12 protein-coding genes are annotated in these 14,579 nt (G+C 61.1%); 7 read left to right on the top strand and 5 right to left on the bottom strand.

The window, feature by feature from the left end:
• Window positions 1-19: 19 nt before the first annotated feature.
• Together mexE and C7A17_RS23660 are read right to left on the bottom strand one after the other, a co-directional pair.
• Complete coding sequence (mexE, locus tag C7A17_RS23665; RefSeq protein ID WP_106741270.1) at window positions 20-1,258, bottom strand: multidrug efflux RND transporter periplasmic adaptor subunit MexE; 1,239 nt, start codon at window positions 1,256-1,258, stop codon at window positions 20-22.
• Between the two features lie 186 nt (window positions 1,259-1,444).
• The gene (locus C7A17_RS23660) at window positions 1,445-2,359 is read right to left on the bottom strand and encodes a LysR family transcriptional regulator (protein ID WP_106741267.1); all 915 of its coding nucleotides are present in this window, start codon (window positions 2,357-2,359) and stop codon (window positions 1,445-1,447) included.
• Window positions 2,360-2,577: 218 nt separating this feature from the next.
• On the opposite strand from C7A17_RS23660, the gene C7A17_RS23655 reads away from it, so the two are divergent.
• From C7A17_RS23655 to C7A17_RS23635, 4 genes are all read left to right on the top strand, one after another.
• The gene (locus C7A17_RS23655) at window positions 2,578-3,600 is read left to right on the top strand and encodes a zinc-dependent alcohol dehydrogenase family protein (protein ID WP_106741265.1); all 1,023 of its coding nucleotides are present in this window, start codon (window positions 2,578-2,580) and stop codon (window positions 3,598-3,600) included.
• 60 nt (window positions 3,601-3,660) lie between these two features.
• Window positions 3,661-4,554, top strand: a complete 894-nt coding sequence (locus C7A17_RS23650; RefSeq protein ID WP_106741263.1) for a chemotaxis protein CheV — start codon at window positions 3,661-3,663, stop codon at window positions 4,552-4,554.
• 172 nt (window positions 4,555-4,726) lie between these two features.
• On the top strand, window positions 4,727-5,230 hold the full coding sequence (locus tag C7A17_RS23645) for a hypothetical protein (protein ID WP_106741260.1): 504 nt from the start codon (window positions 4,727-4,729) through the stop codon (window positions 5,228-5,230).
• 520 nt (window positions 5,231-5,750) lie between these two features.
• On the top strand, window positions 5,751-6,620 hold the full coding sequence (locus C7A17_RS23635) for a helix-turn-helix transcriptional regulator (protein ID WP_106741258.1): 870 nt from the start codon (window positions 5,751-5,753) through the stop codon (window positions 6,618-6,620).
• 41 nt (window positions 6,621-6,661) lie between these two features.
• On the opposite strand, the gene C7A17_RS23630 is transcribed toward C7A17_RS23635, so the two are convergent.
• Window positions 6,662-7,867, bottom strand: coding sequence for an NAD(P)/FAD-dependent oxidoreductase (locus C7A17_RS23630; RefSeq protein WP_106741255.1), 1,206 nt, complete (start codon window positions 7,865-7,867; stop codon window positions 6,662-6,664).
• Between the two features lie 123 nt (window positions 7,868-7,990).
• Between C7A17_RS23630 and pdxR the strand changes: the two genes are divergently transcribed.
• Entirely contained in the window at window positions 7,991-9,490 is a 1,500-nt protein-coding gene (gene pdxR / locus C7A17_RS23625) for a MocR-like pyridoxine biosynthesis transcription factor PdxR (RefSeq protein ID WP_106741253.1), read from the top strand.
• Window positions 9,491-9,523: 33 nt separating this feature from the next.
• Here the strand turns inward: pdxR and C7A17_RS23620 are convergent, their stop codons facing one another.
• Together C7A17_RS23620 and C7A17_RS23615 are read right to left on the bottom strand one after the other, a co-directional pair.
• Window positions 9,524-10,777 (bottom strand): OprD family porin, encoded by a 1,254-nt coding sequence (locus C7A17_RS23620; protein WP_106741250.1) that lies wholly within the window; start codon window positions 10,775-10,777, stop codon window positions 9,524-9,526.
• 302 nt (window positions 10,778-11,079) lie between these two features.
• Window positions 11,080-11,994 carry a LysR family transcriptional regulator gene (locus C7A17_RS23615; RefSeq protein WP_106741247.1) on the bottom strand — a complete coding sequence of 305 codons (915 nt, stop codon included), beginning with the start codon at window positions 11,992-11,994 and terminating at the stop codon, window positions 11,080-11,082.
• A 212-nt stretch (window positions 11,995-12,206) separates the two neighbouring features.
• On the opposite strand from C7A17_RS23615, the gene C7A17_RS23610 reads away from it, so the two are divergent.
• Both C7A17_RS23610 and C7A17_RS23605 read left to right on the top strand, forming a co-directional pair.
• Entirely contained in the window at window positions 12,207-13,283 is a 1,077-nt protein-coding gene (locus tag C7A17_RS23610) for a 4-oxalomesaconate tautomerase (protein ID WP_106741244.1), read from the top strand.
• A gap of 39 nt (window positions 13,284-13,322) precedes the next feature.
• A complete protein-coding gene (locus C7A17_RS23605) occupies window positions 13,323-14,573 on the top strand; it encodes an OprD family porin (protein ID WP_106741241.1) in 1,251 nt (416 codons plus the stop codon).
• The last annotated feature ends 6 nt before the right edge of the window (window positions 14,574-14,579 follow it).

Raw genomic sequence — 14,579 nt, 5'->3', positions numbered from 1 at the left:
TCAAGTCGCGCAGGCGTGATCAGCCGCGCGGCGCGCGAGCGTCGATGTGGTCGGCGGCGATACGCGGTGCCTGACTACCGTCGACGGCCTGGCGCATGCGAGCCAGTTGTTCGAGGGTGTTGTCATCGGCCATGGAAACCGGCTGCGGGTCGACGGTAGAGCCGGGCATGGCGCGTTGCAGGCCATTGACGACGATCTTCTCGCCCTTGCTCAGGCCGCTGCGGACGATGCGCAGACCTTCCAGCTTCGGCCCCAGCTCGATGGAGCGGTAGGCCACTGCGTTGTCGTCACCCAGTACCAGCACGTATTTCTTGCCTAGGTCGGTGCCGACCGCCTCATCCTTGATCAGGGTGGCCGAGTAGGACTTGCTGCCCACCAGCTTCAGACGGGCATACAGGCCAGGGGTGAAGCGGCCGTCCTGATTGTCGAACACGGCGCGACCACGGATGGTGCCGGTGCGTGGGTTGACCTGGTTGTCGAGGAAGTCCAGCTTGCCCTGGTGCGGATGATCGCTTTCATCGGACAGGCCGAGATACACCGGGCTGGCGCCCCGAGCGTCGGCGCCGGACTGGCGAGCCAGCTCGATGTACTTGAGGAAGGCGCGTTCATCGGCATCGAAGTAGGCGTAGACCTTGTCGGTGGACACCACCGAGGTCAGCAGGCTTTCGCCAGCACCAACCAGGTTGCCTTCGGTGATCTCGGCGCGGCTGACGCGACCCTCGATGGGCGCGGTAATGCGGGTGAAGCCAAGGTTGAGGCGGGCGTTTTCCAGCTCGGCGGCAATCGCCGCGACCTGCGCCTGTGCTTCGGTGGCGGCGCTGGCACGGGCATCGGCCAGCTCAGCGGAAATGGCGTTGCTCTGGCGCAGACGCTCGCCGCGGCGAGCTTCGTTGGCAGCCCGAGCCTGGCCGGCACGGGCCTGTTGCAGCTGGGCTTCGAGACGTTTGACTTCAGCCTGGAAAGGGCGCGGATCAATCTGGAACAGCAGATCGCCTTTTTTCACCAGGGTGCCTTCGTCGAAGGCGACCTTGTCGATGTAACCGGAAACGCGTGGACGGATTTCGACGGATTGCGGCGCTTCGAGACGACCGGTGAACTCGTCCCATTCATTGATCGGTTGTTCGATGACTTCAGCGACGCTGACCTTGGGCGCAGGCATTTGTGCCTGGGTCTGCGCAGCCTGCTCGCAGCCGCTGAGGGCAAGGGCGCCAGCGAGGGCCAGGGGGAATATCCAGATGTTCTTGTGCTGCTGTTCCATGGGTGACTCCGCCAGTCGGATTTGTGGATGGGCGGAGTCTGCGGCGAGTCTTGGAGGGCTACGAATCGAACGCCATGAATTTGAATATCATCGGGAATGATAAAAGACGGACTTATATCAATTTCGAACTATGAAGGTGCGCTAAGGTTCCTAGCGGCTCCTGGATGGTGCGTTTCTACATGTTTATCAGAGGCTGTCCGGGTCGCCGCAGAACATCTGGATGCGCGAACGTAGCCAACGTTCGGCCGGGTCGTTGTCCTGGGCGCCGCGCCAGGCCATATGCAGCTCGAACGACTGCGTCTCCAGCGGCAGATCCTCTGCACGCAGGCCGCCGGCCGCGGTCAAGGCTGCGGCCGTGTAGTCCGGCACGCTGGCGACGATATCGGTTTCCGCCAACAGGCTGGCCAAGCCGTTGAACTGCGGCACTGCCAGTACCACGTGACGCTGACGGCCGAACTTGGCCAGTTCATCGTCGATGAAACCGGTGAGGTCGCCGGCAAAGGACACCAGCGCATGCGGGCGGGCGCAGTAATCGTCGAGGCTCAATGCACCCGGAACAGTGTCAGCGCGCAGCAGCTTGGCCTTGCTGCGACGCAGTACCTTGCGCTTGGCATTGGCCGGCAGTTCATCGGTGTAGGCCACACCCACGGAGATTTCGCCGGAGGCCAACAGCCCCGGCATCAGCAGGTAATTGGTGCGGCGAATCACCAGCACCACGCCAGGTGCTTCGGCGCGCAGACGACGGAGCAGGGCGGGCAGCAAGGCGAACTCGACATCGTCGGACAGGCCGATGCGAAACACCGCCTTGCTGGTGGCTGGATCGAAATCGGCGGCACGGCTGACGGCGGTGGAAATCGAATCCAGCGCTGGCGAGAGCAGGGCGAAGATCTCCTGCGCCCGCGGTGTCGGCTCCATGCTGCGACCGGTGCGTACGAACAGGGGGTCGTCGAACAACGTGCGCAAGCGGGCGAGTGCGGCACTGATGGCCGGCTGGCCGAGGAACAGTTTCTCCGCTGCCCGGGTAACACTGCGTTCATGCATCAACGTCTCGAAGACGATCAGCAGGTTCAAATCGAGGCGACGCAGGTCGTTACGGTTCATCCAGGTACCATCCGAGGAAAACGGGCCTTGTCAGCACGGCGTTGCAAATGAGAGCCTTCGTCCGGGCAATAGTACGGGCAGTGCGCGGCGGATTGAAAGGCGCCGAATCACTGACAGGCATGACGACTATCGATAGAGTCTGATAGTGCCGCCGGCCCACAGCGGATAGAGTCCACAGTCATTGAAGTGTTAATCCGCGATCAAGCTCGAGGTAAGCGATGTCCCGCATGATCCGTTTTCATAAGTTTGGCGATGCCGATGTGCTCCAGTACGAAGAGGTTCCGACGCCTGTGCCCGGCCCTGGTGAGGTGCTGGTGCGTGTTCAGGCCGTAGGCCTGGGCTGGAAGGACGTGCTGTGGCGGCAGAACCTGGCGGCCGAGCAGGCCAAGCTTCCGGCCGGTACAGGTTTCGAACTGGCCGGTACCGTGGCTGCATTGGGTGATGGTGTGAGCGACTTCGAAGTCGGCACCGCCGTTGCTGGTTTCCCGGCCAGCACACCGAACCGTTACCCGACCTGGGGTGATCTGGTGCTGATGCCTAGTCATGCCCTGACCCGCTATCCCGACGTGCTCAGCCCGGTCGATGCCAGCGTGCATTACACCAGCCTGCTGTTTGGCTACCTGGCGCTGATCGATCTCGCGCACCTGAAGCCCGGCCAGCACGTGCTGATCACCGAGGCCAGTCATTGCATGGCGCCGCAGACCGTGCAGTTGGCCAAGGCGCTGGGTGCCAAGGTTATCGTCTCCACTGGCTCATCGGATGATCGTGAGTTCCTGCGTGGCCTGGGTGCCGACAAGGTAATCGTGACCGAGGAGCAGGATCTGGTACTGGAGGTCGAGCGCTATACCGAAGGCAAAGGTGTCGAGGTGATTCTCGACCAGTGCGCCGGCCCGCAGATGAAACTGCTGGGCGACATCGCCGCGCCACGCGGCAAGCTGATCCTGTACGGGATCAACGGCGGCAACGACACGGCGTTTCCAGCCTGCGCAGCGTTCAAGAAGCACCTGCAGTTCTTCCGTCACTGCGTACTCGACTTTACCGGTTGCCCGGAGCTGGGCATCGAGCCGAACAACGAGGCCGTGCAACGTGCGCTTACGCACATCAATCAGATGACGGCCGACCGTCTGCTGACGCCGGTCATCGACAGGGTGTTCGACTTCGAAGACTTCGTCGAGGCCCACCGCTATATGGAAACCTGCCCGAACCGTGGGCGTGTGGCCCTGAAACTGGCCGCGGATTAAAGTCCGCGGCCAGATGGTCGCTATACCCGGTAGGCTTATCGTTCTTTCAAGGAAAGTTGCATGAGTATGGTGATTGGCGACGCGCTATCGCTGTTGTTGTTTCGTTTGCATAGCGGCCGTCTGCTGGGGATCAACCTGCTCAAGGTCAATGAGATCATCTCTTGCCCGCCGTTGACCAAACTGCCCAATCGCCACCCGAACGTACGGGGTATCGCGACGCTGCGTGGTTCTGCGCTGACCGTCATCGATCTGGCGCGTGCCATCGGGGAACGGGGCGCGGCCGGTGAAGACGACGGGTGTCTGATCGTGACCGAGTTGAGTCGCTCGCGTCAGGGACTGCATGTGAAGAGCGTGGAGCGTATCGTGCAGTGCTCCACCCGCGACGTACGTCCACCGCCCGCCGGCTCTGGCACGCGTGCATTCATTACTGGTGTGACCCAGATCGATGGCGCCATCGTGCAGATTCTCGATATCGAGAAGGTACTGCATGACATTGCCCCGGCACTCGAAGAGGCGCCAGTCGGGCAACTGCTCGAAGGCCAGGATGCTCGCCTGCTGCAAGGTCGCCGGGTATTGCTGGTCGACGATTCGCAGGTCGCGCTGCAGCAGACGCTCAACGTACTGCGTCAGCTGGGACTCGATTGCACGGCCGTGCGTAGTGCTCAGGCCGCTCTGCAACAACTGCACGAGTTTCAACAGGCGGGTATGCCGTTCGAACTGCTGGTATCGGATATCGAGATGCCCGAACTCGACGGCTACAGCCTGGTTCAGGAAATTCGTCGCAGCCACGATATTGCCGAGACCTACGTGCTGCTGCACACCTCGCTCGATAGCACCATGAATACCGAGAAGGCTCGTTCGGTGGGTGCCAATGCGGTGCTGACCAAATTTTCTTCGGTCGACCTCACTCAGGCGCTGCTCAATGCCTTCCGGCAGATGGCCGGGCAGCACTGAGCTGCCTGAGCCATTGCCGTCATCTTGCCGCCCAGCGGCAAGATCTTGCCTCTTCATGTAATTTCTAAGAAATAAGTGCCCTTTTAAATTCAATAGGTTAAGTGAGATTCCTCGACTGGCATGCACTTTGAATCAGTGCGCCTGGCAATTGCAACTCAGTCAAGGAGCAACCATGAGCACGATTGGAGGTATTGGCAGTTACGGCGGCATATCGCTAACGGGGTTTCGCAGCAAGCAAAGCGAGGAGCGGGGCGAGTTGGCCCAGATGGCTCGCAGTGACGAGAAGACCACACGTACGGTAAATGCCGAGTCCGAGCGCGCGTTTCGTGCTCAGCAGGCCACTGAAGAAGGCTTCGCCCGTTTGCGTATTGCCCTGCAGAACGCATCCGAAGGTAAGGTGGAAACAGGCGTCAGCTCCGGGCGCCTGGAAAAGTCGCAGGGTGATGAGGAGGGTAACGCTGCACTGGAGGCATTCAAGGCCTACATGGCGATGACCCCGGCGGAAAAGATTCGTCACGGCATCCTCAACGAAATGGGCCTGACCGAGGAAGACATCGAGGCCATGTCGCCTGAGCAACAGCAGGCCGTCGAGGAGGAGATCGCCCAGCGTATGAAGGAGCGTGCCGAGATGCAGGCCAAGTCCGAGGACGATAGCCACTCCTACGGCCTGGTCTGAGCTGGCCGCCGGGCACTGAGTGATGCCGCGTGTCAGGCACGCGATGACTGTTCGAGTGCCCGTGCTGCCCTCCACAGGGCGTTGGCGATATGGCGGTAGTTGAGCCAGTACCCATCGCCCTCTTGTGCTCGGCCCTGCGCTGGCATCGCGAAGCACGGCTACTTCGAAGCCCTGCTCAAGCAACTCGTGCAGCTGGGATTGCACACAAAGGTTGCAGCCATTCCGGCGAGGATGACCTGTTAAACACCATGCTTGCGCATCTGCGGATCGATGACCACGAATGCTGTCCGGGACAGGTCGACCTGCATCCCAGGGGAGGGCAGCGCGGGTGCTCCCGGGGCGGCGTACAGGGATGTGAATTCAGTCATGGCGGTTTTCCAATCAGCTTGTTAAAAGTGCTGGTTTTTCGCGTTGGCAGGCATGAGAGAGACTGTCTACCATCGAGGATGGCTTCACCTTAGGGCTGCACTTGGTTCGACTTTTTCCCATACGCACAGAATTTTTATCAGGTCGTCCCCAAATGGATATTCTTTCCGAGTTCTTCGAGCGCACGAGCCTGCAAGGGCGACTGTTCTTCGCTGGCCCGGTTGAGGGCACTCTCGTTCTAGATAAACCACCAGGCATGGCCTTCCTTCATGTGATCGAGCGTGGTGGGATCGATATGGTGCAGCCCAATTTGCCCCGTATCGCGATCAACCAACCCAGTGTCCTGTTCTGCCCCAGCAGTTGCTGTTATCAGCTGCGAGCACAGGAGGAGGGTGGTGCCGATCTGATCTGCGCGTCTTTCCAATTTGGCCGGTCTGGGCAGCAACCTTTTCCGCTGGGGTTGATGGAGACCCTGGTCTTTCCCTTGAGCGCCCTGGAGCAACTCGGCCCGGTAATTGGTTCGCTGGTCAGTGAATTTCGCACGCCAGCGCCTGGCCGCAGCAAGGCACTGAACCTGCTGTTCGAGTATGTATTCGTGCTGCTGGTACGCCGCGCTGTGGGCGAGGGACGGATTTCCAGCGGTTTGCTCTATGCCTTGCAGGACGGGCGCCTGGGGCCGGCGCTGATCTGCATCCACCAGGAGCCCCAAATGCAATGGAGCGTCGAGCGTCTGGCCGAGTTGGCGAAGATGTCGCGTTCGAAATTCGCGGCCTTGTTCACTGAGGTGATGGACATGTCGCCGATGGCTTACGTCACGGCATGGCGGATGAAAGTGGCGCAGGACATGCTGCGCGAAGGCGTAGCGATCAAGACCATTGCCGATGCGGTTGGCTACAGCTCGCAGGCATCCTTCTCGCGTACCTTCGTGCAGCAGATCGGCCAGCCGCCAGGTGAATGGCTGCGCCAGGCCGGCCGGGAGCCACCGCCCAAACTCAAGGCCAGGATTTATCGCGACTGGCCTTGATGCCGCCCTGAGCCGTTTGGCTCAGGGTTCTTGCTTGAGGATCAGGCCACGACCGGGATCAGCGGGTCGGCAGCGGCCAGTGCGGCTTCGCGATTGGCTTCTGGTGGGTAGATCCACTTGGTGTTGATCTCGCTCTTGAGCGCCTTGCCTTCCTGGCCGGTCAGCACCACCTTGCGCTCCCAGCCCTCGGTAAACACCGCGCCCCAACCACCCAGATCGAGACAAGTGACGTACTTGGGCTGGCTGTAGGGCGTCGGCGCGACACCCAGCAAATCCGCTGCGGCATTATTGCCCGCCGAACGGCCCAGGGCGATGGCATGTTGGCAAGTCATCAAGGCATGGTTGCCCCGATCATCCACCGCGGCATAGGCCGTATCGCCGGTGGCGTAGATGGTTTCCTGACCGAGCACCTTGAGGTTGCGGTCAACGTGCAGACGGCCGAACGCATCGCGCTCGCCATCGATCTGCTGGGTCAGCGGCGAGGCTTTCACACCAACGGTCCAGACCACCGTGCTGGCCTCGATGCGCTCGCCGTTATCGAGCACCACGCCATGTTCGTCGACCATCGAGACCGGGCTGCCGAGTCTCCAGGTCACGCCCAGTGTCTCGCTGGCTTCGGCGATCACATTGGCGATCTGCTCGCCCATGGCGCTGCCGACCCGCTTGCCCATATCGACGACGATGACGCGAATGTCGGCCTTGTCTCCCAGGATGGCGCGCAGGCGTGCCGGCATTTCCGTGGCGGTTTCGATTCCGGTAAAGCCGCCGCCCACCACGACCACGGTATTGCGTGCCAGGCTGTTCGGCCGCTCACTCAGGCTTTGTAGATGAGCCTCGAGACGCTGTGCCGCTTCCAGGCTGTCGACATCGAAGGCGAAACGGTCGATACCCGCCAAAGGCGGGCGAGCGACCTGGCTGCCGCTGGCCAGGATCAGTCGGTCGAAGTGCAGTTCGGCCTGTGCACCATCGGCGTTGCGATAGATGACTCGCTTGCCTGCTGCATCGATACGGGTGGCGCTGCCCTGGATGAACTGCACACCAACCGCTTCGAACAACGGGCCGAGCGGCGCTACGGTGGTAGTCAGGTCGGTCTCGTAGAAGCGCGGGCGAACACGCAGTTCGGCTTGCGGGGCGAGGAGGGTGACGGCGACATCGAGACGTTGTTGTTTGTCGAGCAGGCGAGTGGCGCTCAGTGCACTCCACATACCGCCGAAACCGGCACCAATGATCAGGATCTGCTGTTTCATATCGTGAATTCCCGTAGTGAAGAGTATGGGGATGGCTAACTGCGGGATGGATTGTGTGGTTGTCTTGGATCAGAGTATTGATCCATTATCGGTGAAAATAGCTAATCCACTTTTGGAGCCCTCATGCCAGCCGACAAAGCCCCGCCACACGTGGTATTCCTCCCGCTGGGCGCTCCGGAAGCCGGGGTTAGCCTGCAGAGTTGGCTGTATGAGTCGCTGCGGCGTGCGATCCTCGGCGGTCGTCTGCCGGCAGGCAGTAAATTGCCCAGCACCCGCGCCATGGCCGATCACTACAGCCTGGCCCGTGGCACGGTGCAGGCGGCCTACCAGCAGTTGCTCTCCGAGGGGTACCTGCAGGCACGAACCGGCAGCGGTACTCGGGTCAGCGAAGTATTGCCGGATCCCACCCTCAACGCGGGTTACGTTCGACGCAAAGTGGTGCCGGCACAGGAGGAGAAACGCACTGCTCCTGAGACCCCCTGGCTGAAGCGGCTGGACGCGATCGAGCCGATTTTCTCCCGGCGTACGATGCCTTCAGGGCTGCGGCCGTTCTTCCCCCACCGTGGTGACATCAACGCCTTCCCCATCGATCTGTGGCGCAAGCTGCATACTCAGCAGCTGCGCAGTTCACGTCTGTCCATGCTGCTCGATTCCGATCCGGCGGGGTTGCCCGAGTTGCGCGAAGCCATCGCCAGCTATTTGGCCATTGCCCGCGGCGTGCAGGTATCACCCGAGCGCATCCTGGTACTCAGCAGCGTGCAGCAAGGGCTCGATATCTGCCTGCGGCTGCTTGCCCCAGGTGACTCGCAGGTGTGGATGGAAGACCCAGGCTACCCAGGCGCACGGCAATTGATGGATATCTCAGGTGTACGTCGTGTGGACGTGCCAGTGGATCGCTTCGGTATCCAGGTGGAGGAAGGCATGCGCCAGGCGCCTGGTGCCAGGCTGGCCTATGTCACGCCGTCACGGCAGGCGCCGCTGGGTGGGGAGCTGTCGCCGGCCAGGCGTCTGGCCTTGCTGAAATGGGCAGCGGAGCAGGGCAGCTACATCTTCGAAGACGACTACGACAGCGAGTACCGCTTCATCGCCAAACCGATACCCGCATTGCGCTCGATGCCGGCCGCAGAGCATTCGGTGATTCTTGCCGGTACCTTCAGCAAGCTGCTGTTTCCCAGTGTGCGTCTGGCTTACTTGGTGCTGCCGGAGCATCTGCTCGAGAGTTTCACGCGCGCGTCGGCATTGATGTCACGGCATGCCAACAGCCTGGCCCAGGCCGTACTGGCGGACTTCATTCACGAGGGCCATTTCGACCGTCATGTGCGACGCATGCGCAAGATCTATGCGTCACGTGCCGAGGCCTTCGCCGAGGCGGCGCACAGGCATTGGCAAGGTCTGATCGAGGTGCCTGAAATTCGCGCGGGGATGGACATTGCCTGCCAGCTACAGGTCGAGAGCGAGCAGGACGCCTTCATCCGTCTGCAGGCTGCCGGTATCGATACGATTCCGCTGTCACGCTACTGCGTGGGCACTCGTACAGCGGGGCTGGTAATGGGGTTTGCGCCCTATGAAGAACGCGCCATCGAGGATGCTGCCAAGGCTGTTGCCCTGGCCTTGCGCGGTTGAGAAGTGCCCCGGCCGAGGCCGGGGCAGTGACCATCAGAGGATGCTCAGCGGGTACTCGACGAAGGCGCGAATCTCGTTGAGATCCGGCCCTACGTCGGTGCTGGAGCGATAGATGGAGTTGCGCAGGCGCAGATGCAGATCCTTGGCCGCGCCACTCTGGATGGTGTAGCCGATCTGGTTGAAGATCTCGCGCTCGGTACCGTTGTTGTCGTTGCCGGTATCGATGTTGTCGCCGCGTACGTAGGCGAACTTGTAACGCAGGCCTGGCACGCCGTACTCGGCGAAGTCCAGCTCATAGCTGGCCTGCCAGGAACGCTCATCCTTCAGGTTGAAGTCCGAGTAGTAGGAGTTGGCCAGGTAGATGCTGGCACCACCATCGCCATAGTCATAGGCGAAGCCGGCGTCCCCCGTGTTGCGCTGGTGAGCGACGATGAAGGCATGGGCGCCGATGCTGTACTTGGCTGCCAGGCTCCAGATGGTATTGCGATCGCCTTCGCCATCGCCGCCGTAATCCAGCGCCGCATCGGAACCGGTGTCGTACTTGGTGCGGTAGATGTTGAAGTCGAAGTTGAGCGCCTGGTCGGCCGCCAGGGCCAGGTTGTAATTGACGTTGGCGTAGTAGCGCTTGTACACGTCCTCGATGTCGGAGTGGTACAGCGCCACGCTCAGGTCATCACTGACGGCATAGCTGCCACCGAGCACATCGATGCTCTTCAGGCGGTTGGGGTCGCGCGCCGGGTCGCCCATCGGGCTGTCAGCGGTGAAGCGTCCAGCATTCAGCTCCAGGCCTTCGATTTCGTTGCTGGTGACCAGCGTGCCGGTGAAGGATTGCGGCAGCAGGCGGCTGTCGTCATGAGCCAGAACCGGCAGGGAAGGGAACTGGTTGCCGTACTTGATCACGGTATTGGAGAAGCGCAGCTTCACCGCACCGCCAGCCTGGGACAGATCGTCCACTGGGCGACCCTGGCTGTCGGTGTCGAAGAAGGCGGCATAGTTGCGACCGCGGCCGCTGTCGAGTTTGACACCGAGCAGGCCGAAGGCATCGACGCCGACGCCGACGGTACCCTGGGTGAAACCCGATTCGAAGGTGGCGATGAAACCCTGACCCCAGGTCTTGGCATCGTTGGTGTTGTCTTTGTAGTCACGGTTGAAATAGGCGTTGCGCAGCAACAGGTTGAGACTGGCGTCCTCGACGAACCCATTGGCTTCGGATTGGCTGCTGGCATGAGCCAACGACCCACCCAGCGCGAGGCTGCAAGCCAGCGCGAGACAGTGCTTCTTGTGCATGTGTGCTCCCGATGTCGTGTGCTTTCTAAACGAACCTCACAGCGAGGCAAGGCCCGGCCCAGAGGGCGCGCTTAGAGTTATCACCACGTAACGAGAGGCACTATTCAAGCGGATCGATGATCACTATCAACGACTTCGATGGGGTGTTCTCGGCGAAGGACGATAGGCTTCACCCCGATGAAGATTCCCGAGCGGTGGTTTCTACTCCTCCCCCAGACAGCATCGCTCTGGCTCCACTTCATCTCCTTTGGTTAAGACGACTTATGGCCGCGCCTGCACTCCAGCGCGGCTTTTTTTTGCCTTCAGCTGTCGCTGCCCAGCGAGGTATAGCTGGGCCATTGTCGCAGCAGGGTCTCGACGAACTGCTCGGCCGCAGGCGACAGGGAGGACGCCCGGCGCCGCACCAACCCCAATGTTCGACTGATGACCGGGTCGACCAGAGGGCGTCTGACCAGGATCGGATGATCTTCGGCAGGCATTGCCAGGCTCGGTAGCGCAGCAATCCCCAGGCCGGCTTCGACCATGCCCAATGAGGTGGACAGGTGTTGCACCTCGTAGAACCAGCTCGGGCGCCAGTCAAGATTGGCCAGGCCGTGGTCGAGCAGCACACGGTTGCCGCTCAGGCGACCGACGCCGATCAGCCTGTAGTCACTCAGCTCACGCCACGCGACCTCAGGCTGATTGGCCAGTGGATGGTCGCGGCGGCAAGCCAGGACGAAGGGTTCGTTGACCAGCGGGGTGAAGTCGATCTCTGCACTCTGACCACTCTGCATGTTGATGCCGAAGTCCGCTTCGCCACGGATCACCGCCTCCAGGCCTTCGTGAGCGCTCAGGTCGAGAATGCGGATGCGAATCTTCGGATATTGCAGGTTGAAGGCACGGATCACCGTAGGCAGGAAGTAGAAGGCGGCGGTCGGGATACAGGCCAGTGTCACCTGACCCGACTGGCGCTCGGCAAGCTCTCGGATGCCCAGTATCGAGCGTTCGAAGTCATCCAGCAGGCGTCGGGCCTTGGGTAGAAAATCCCGGCCCACGGCCGTCAGGCTTACCCGTCGAGTGGTGCGATCCAGTAACTGAATGCCGAGACCTTCTTCGAGCTTCTGCATGCGTCGGGTCAACGCCGGCTGGGAGAGGTGGATCGCGTTGGCGGCCTCGTGGAAATTACCGAATTCGGCAATTTTCACGAAAGCCCGGATGTCTTGGAGTTCGTAATTCATGCGTTTTAATTATTAGTCCCTGATATTTTTGTCTTCATTGCACCAGTCAACCCTAGTCGCTGAGGCAGAGCCTGGCAAGACACGGCGTGCGCACATGCATTAATGCGTGTATCACAATAAATATACAAATATATGCATTTTACAGAATAAAAACGTGCTCTTCATAATTACTCCAAGGCAACAATCGATAGATTTAATGCGTTGGAGGCATCATGCGGACGGTACCTTGTGTACTCATGCGAGGCGGTACTTCGAAAGGGCCAGTATTTCTGGCCAACCATCTGCCCAGCGATCCACAGCAGCGCGATGAGGTATTGCTCAGCCTGATGGGCTCTGGCCACGAGCTGGAGATCGACGGCATTGGCGGCGGCAGCCCGCAAACCAGCAAGGTGGCGATCGTCAGCCGTTCACCACACCCGGATGCCGACGTCGACTACCTGTTCGTGCAGGTCATGGTGACCCAGCGTCGCGTCGACACCGCTCCGAACTGCGGCAACATGCTTTGTGCCATCGGCCCCTTCGCCATCGAGCACGGCCTGGTCAATGCCAGTTCGCCGATGACGCGGGTGCGTATCCGCAATCTCAACACCAACACCTTCGTCGACTCCGACGTGATGACCCCGGGCGGCCGCGTGCGTTATGACGGGGATACCGCCATCGATGGTGTGCCGGGTACCGCCGCGCCGATCAAACTGACCTTCCTCAATGCCGCAGGCGCCAAGACCGGCAAGTTGCTGCCGACTGGCCGCGTGCGTGACCAGTTCGACGGTGTCGAGGTCACCTGCATCGACATGGCTATGCCGATGGTGCTGATGCATGCCGAAGCGCTGGGCAAGACCGGTTACGAGTCGCCAGCCGAGCTGGATGCCGACACGGCGTTTCTGCAGCGCCTGGAGCGCATTCGTCTGCAGGCCGGTCTGGCCATGGGCCTCGGCGATGTCTCGCAGATGGTCATTCCCAAACCGGTGTTGCTGGCGCCTGCACGAAATGGCGGCACCCTCAGCGTTCGCTACTTCATGCCGCACAACTGCCACCGCTCGGTTGCCGCCACCGGGGCCATCGGCCTGGCGACGGCTTGCGCCGTTGCCGGCAGCGTCGCTCAGGACATAGCGCCTATCGCTGGCGAAGCACTCGTGCGTCTGGAGCACCCAGGCGGGCAGATCGAGGTTTCCCTGCAGCCTGCCGGCGACGGTCAACCTGAAAACCTGCGTGCCTCGCTGGTACGCACCGCGCGCCGCCTGTTCTCGGGCGAGGTTTATGTCCCCAACCTGCGCCGAACAGGAAGCTGATTTCGTTTCACCACAACCACACCCGTAGGGTTCATGATAATGACAAGAAAGAAATCCCTGAGCTGCTCCGTCCTGGGCATGTCCGTCCTTGCACTGCCTGGTGCTGGCGCCACTGCTGCAGGCTTTATCGAAGACAGCAAGGCCAGCCTGGAGCTGCGCAACTTCTACCTCAACCGCGACTTTCGGGAGAATGCCGGGCAGAACAAGCGAGAGGAGTGGGCCCAGGGCTTCATCCTCAACCTTGAATCCGGTTTTACCCAGGGTACGGTCGGTTTTGGTGTCGATGCCATCGGCATGCTGGGCATCAAACTCGATTCCTCGCCCGATCGTAGCGGCACCGATCTGCTGCCACGCGATAGCCGCAATCGCGCCGAGGATGACTACAGCAAGCTTGGCGTGACCGGCAAGGTGCGCTTTGCCGAGAGCCAACTGCGCGTCGGCACCTTGCTGCCGAAGATGCCTTACCTGCAATACAGCAACGCACGCCTGCTGCCTCAGGTGTTCGAGGGCTGGCAACTGCAGAGCAAGGATCTCGAGCGCGCCACGTTCACTCTGGGTGAGATCAACCGCGTCGTGCATCGCGATGTTTCCGGTTCGGAAAAGCTCGCGCTGAACAACAAGAACGGCCGTTTCGGCGGTAGCCCGGAAAGCGACGAGCTGCGCTTCGGCGGCGTGGACTACGCGATCACTCCGCAATGGCTGGCCAGTTATCACTACGCCGAGCTGGACGACGTGTACCGCCAGCATTTCCTCGGCATGCAGCACACCCTGGCACTGGGGCCGGGCAAGCTGAAGAGCGACCTGCGCTACTTCAACAACGCCGAGACCGGGCAGGAGCGTGCCGGCAAGATCGACAATCAGGTCATCAATGCGATGTTCACCTACAGCCTCGCTGGTCATGCGCTGGGCCTGGCTTACCAGAAAATGCATGGTGACGACGCATTCACCTATGTCGATGGCGCCACGCCGTACTTGACCAACTTCCTGCAGATCAATGATTTCGCCGGGCCTGACGAACGCTCCTGGCAACTGCGTTATGACTTCGACTTCGCCACTGTCGGGGTACCCGGCCTTAAGTTCATGACCCGCTACGTGCGTGGCGATCAGGTCGACCTGGCATCCGGTGAAGGCCGCGAGTGGGAGCGCAACACCGATATTGCCTACACCTTCGGCGATGGCGCCCTGAAGAACCTCACGGTCACCTGGCGCAACGCGACCTACCGTTCGAGCTTCGTCCGCGATCTGGATGAGAACCGTCTGATCCTCAGTTACATCGTACCGATCTGGTAACGCCTT

Origin of the sequence: Pseudomonas mendocina, from assembly GCF_003008615.1 — a bacterium.
GTDB lineage: Bacteria > Pseudomonadota > Gammaproteobacteria > Pseudomonadales > Pseudomonadaceae > Aquipseudomonas > Aquipseudomonas mendocina_C.
This window is presented reverse-complemented; position numbering and strand designations above follow the sequence as displayed.

Bases quoted from the DNA above. Each gene is read 5' to 3' on its own strand.
- C7A17_RS23605 (WP_106741241.1), top strand. From the start codon at position 13,323: ATGACAAGAAAGAAATCCCTGAGCTGCTCCGTCCTGGGCATGTCCGTC.
- C7A17_RS23645 (WP_106741260.1), top strand. From the start codon at position 4,727: ATGAGCACGATTGGAGGTATTGGCAGTTACGGCGGCATATCGCTAACG.
- pdxR (WP_106741253.1), top strand. From the start codon at position 7,991: ATGCCAGCCGACAAAGCCCCGCCACACGTGGTATTCCTCCCGCTGGGC.
- C7A17_RS23630 (WP_106741255.1), bottom strand. From the start codon at position 7,867: ATGAAACAGCAGATCCTGATCATTGGTGCCGGTTTCGGCGGTATGTGG.
- C7A17_RS23655 (WP_106741265.1), top strand. From the start codon at position 2,578: ATGTCCCGCATGATCCGTTTTCATAAGTTTGGCGATGCCGATGTGCTC.
- C7A17_RS23620 (WP_106741250.1), bottom strand. From the start codon at position 10,777: ATGCACAAGAAGCACTGTCTCGCGCTGGCTTGCAGCCTCGCGCTGGGT.
- C7A17_RS23635 (WP_106741258.1), top strand. From the start codon at position 5,751: ATGGATATTCTTTCCGAGTTCTTCGAGCGCACGAGCCTGCAAGGGCGA.
- C7A17_RS23660 (WP_106741267.1), bottom strand. From the start codon at position 2,359: ATGAACCGTAACGACCTGCGTCGCCTCGATTTGAACCTGCTGATCGTC.
- mexE (WP_106741270.1), bottom strand. From the start codon at position 1,258: ATGGAACAGCAGCACAAGAACATCTGGATATTCCCCCTGGCCCTCGCT.
- C7A17_RS23610 (WP_106741244.1), top strand. From the start codon at position 12,207: ATGCGGACGGTACCTTGTGTACTCATGCGAGGCGGTACTTCGAAAGGG.
- C7A17_RS23650 (WP_106741263.1), top strand. From the start codon at position 3,661: ATGAGTATGGTGATTGGCGACGCGCTATCGCTGTTGTTGTTTCGTTTG.
- C7A17_RS23615 (WP_106741247.1), bottom strand. From the start codon at position 11,994: ATGAATTACGAACTCCAAGACATCCGGGCTTTCGTGAAAATTGCCGAA.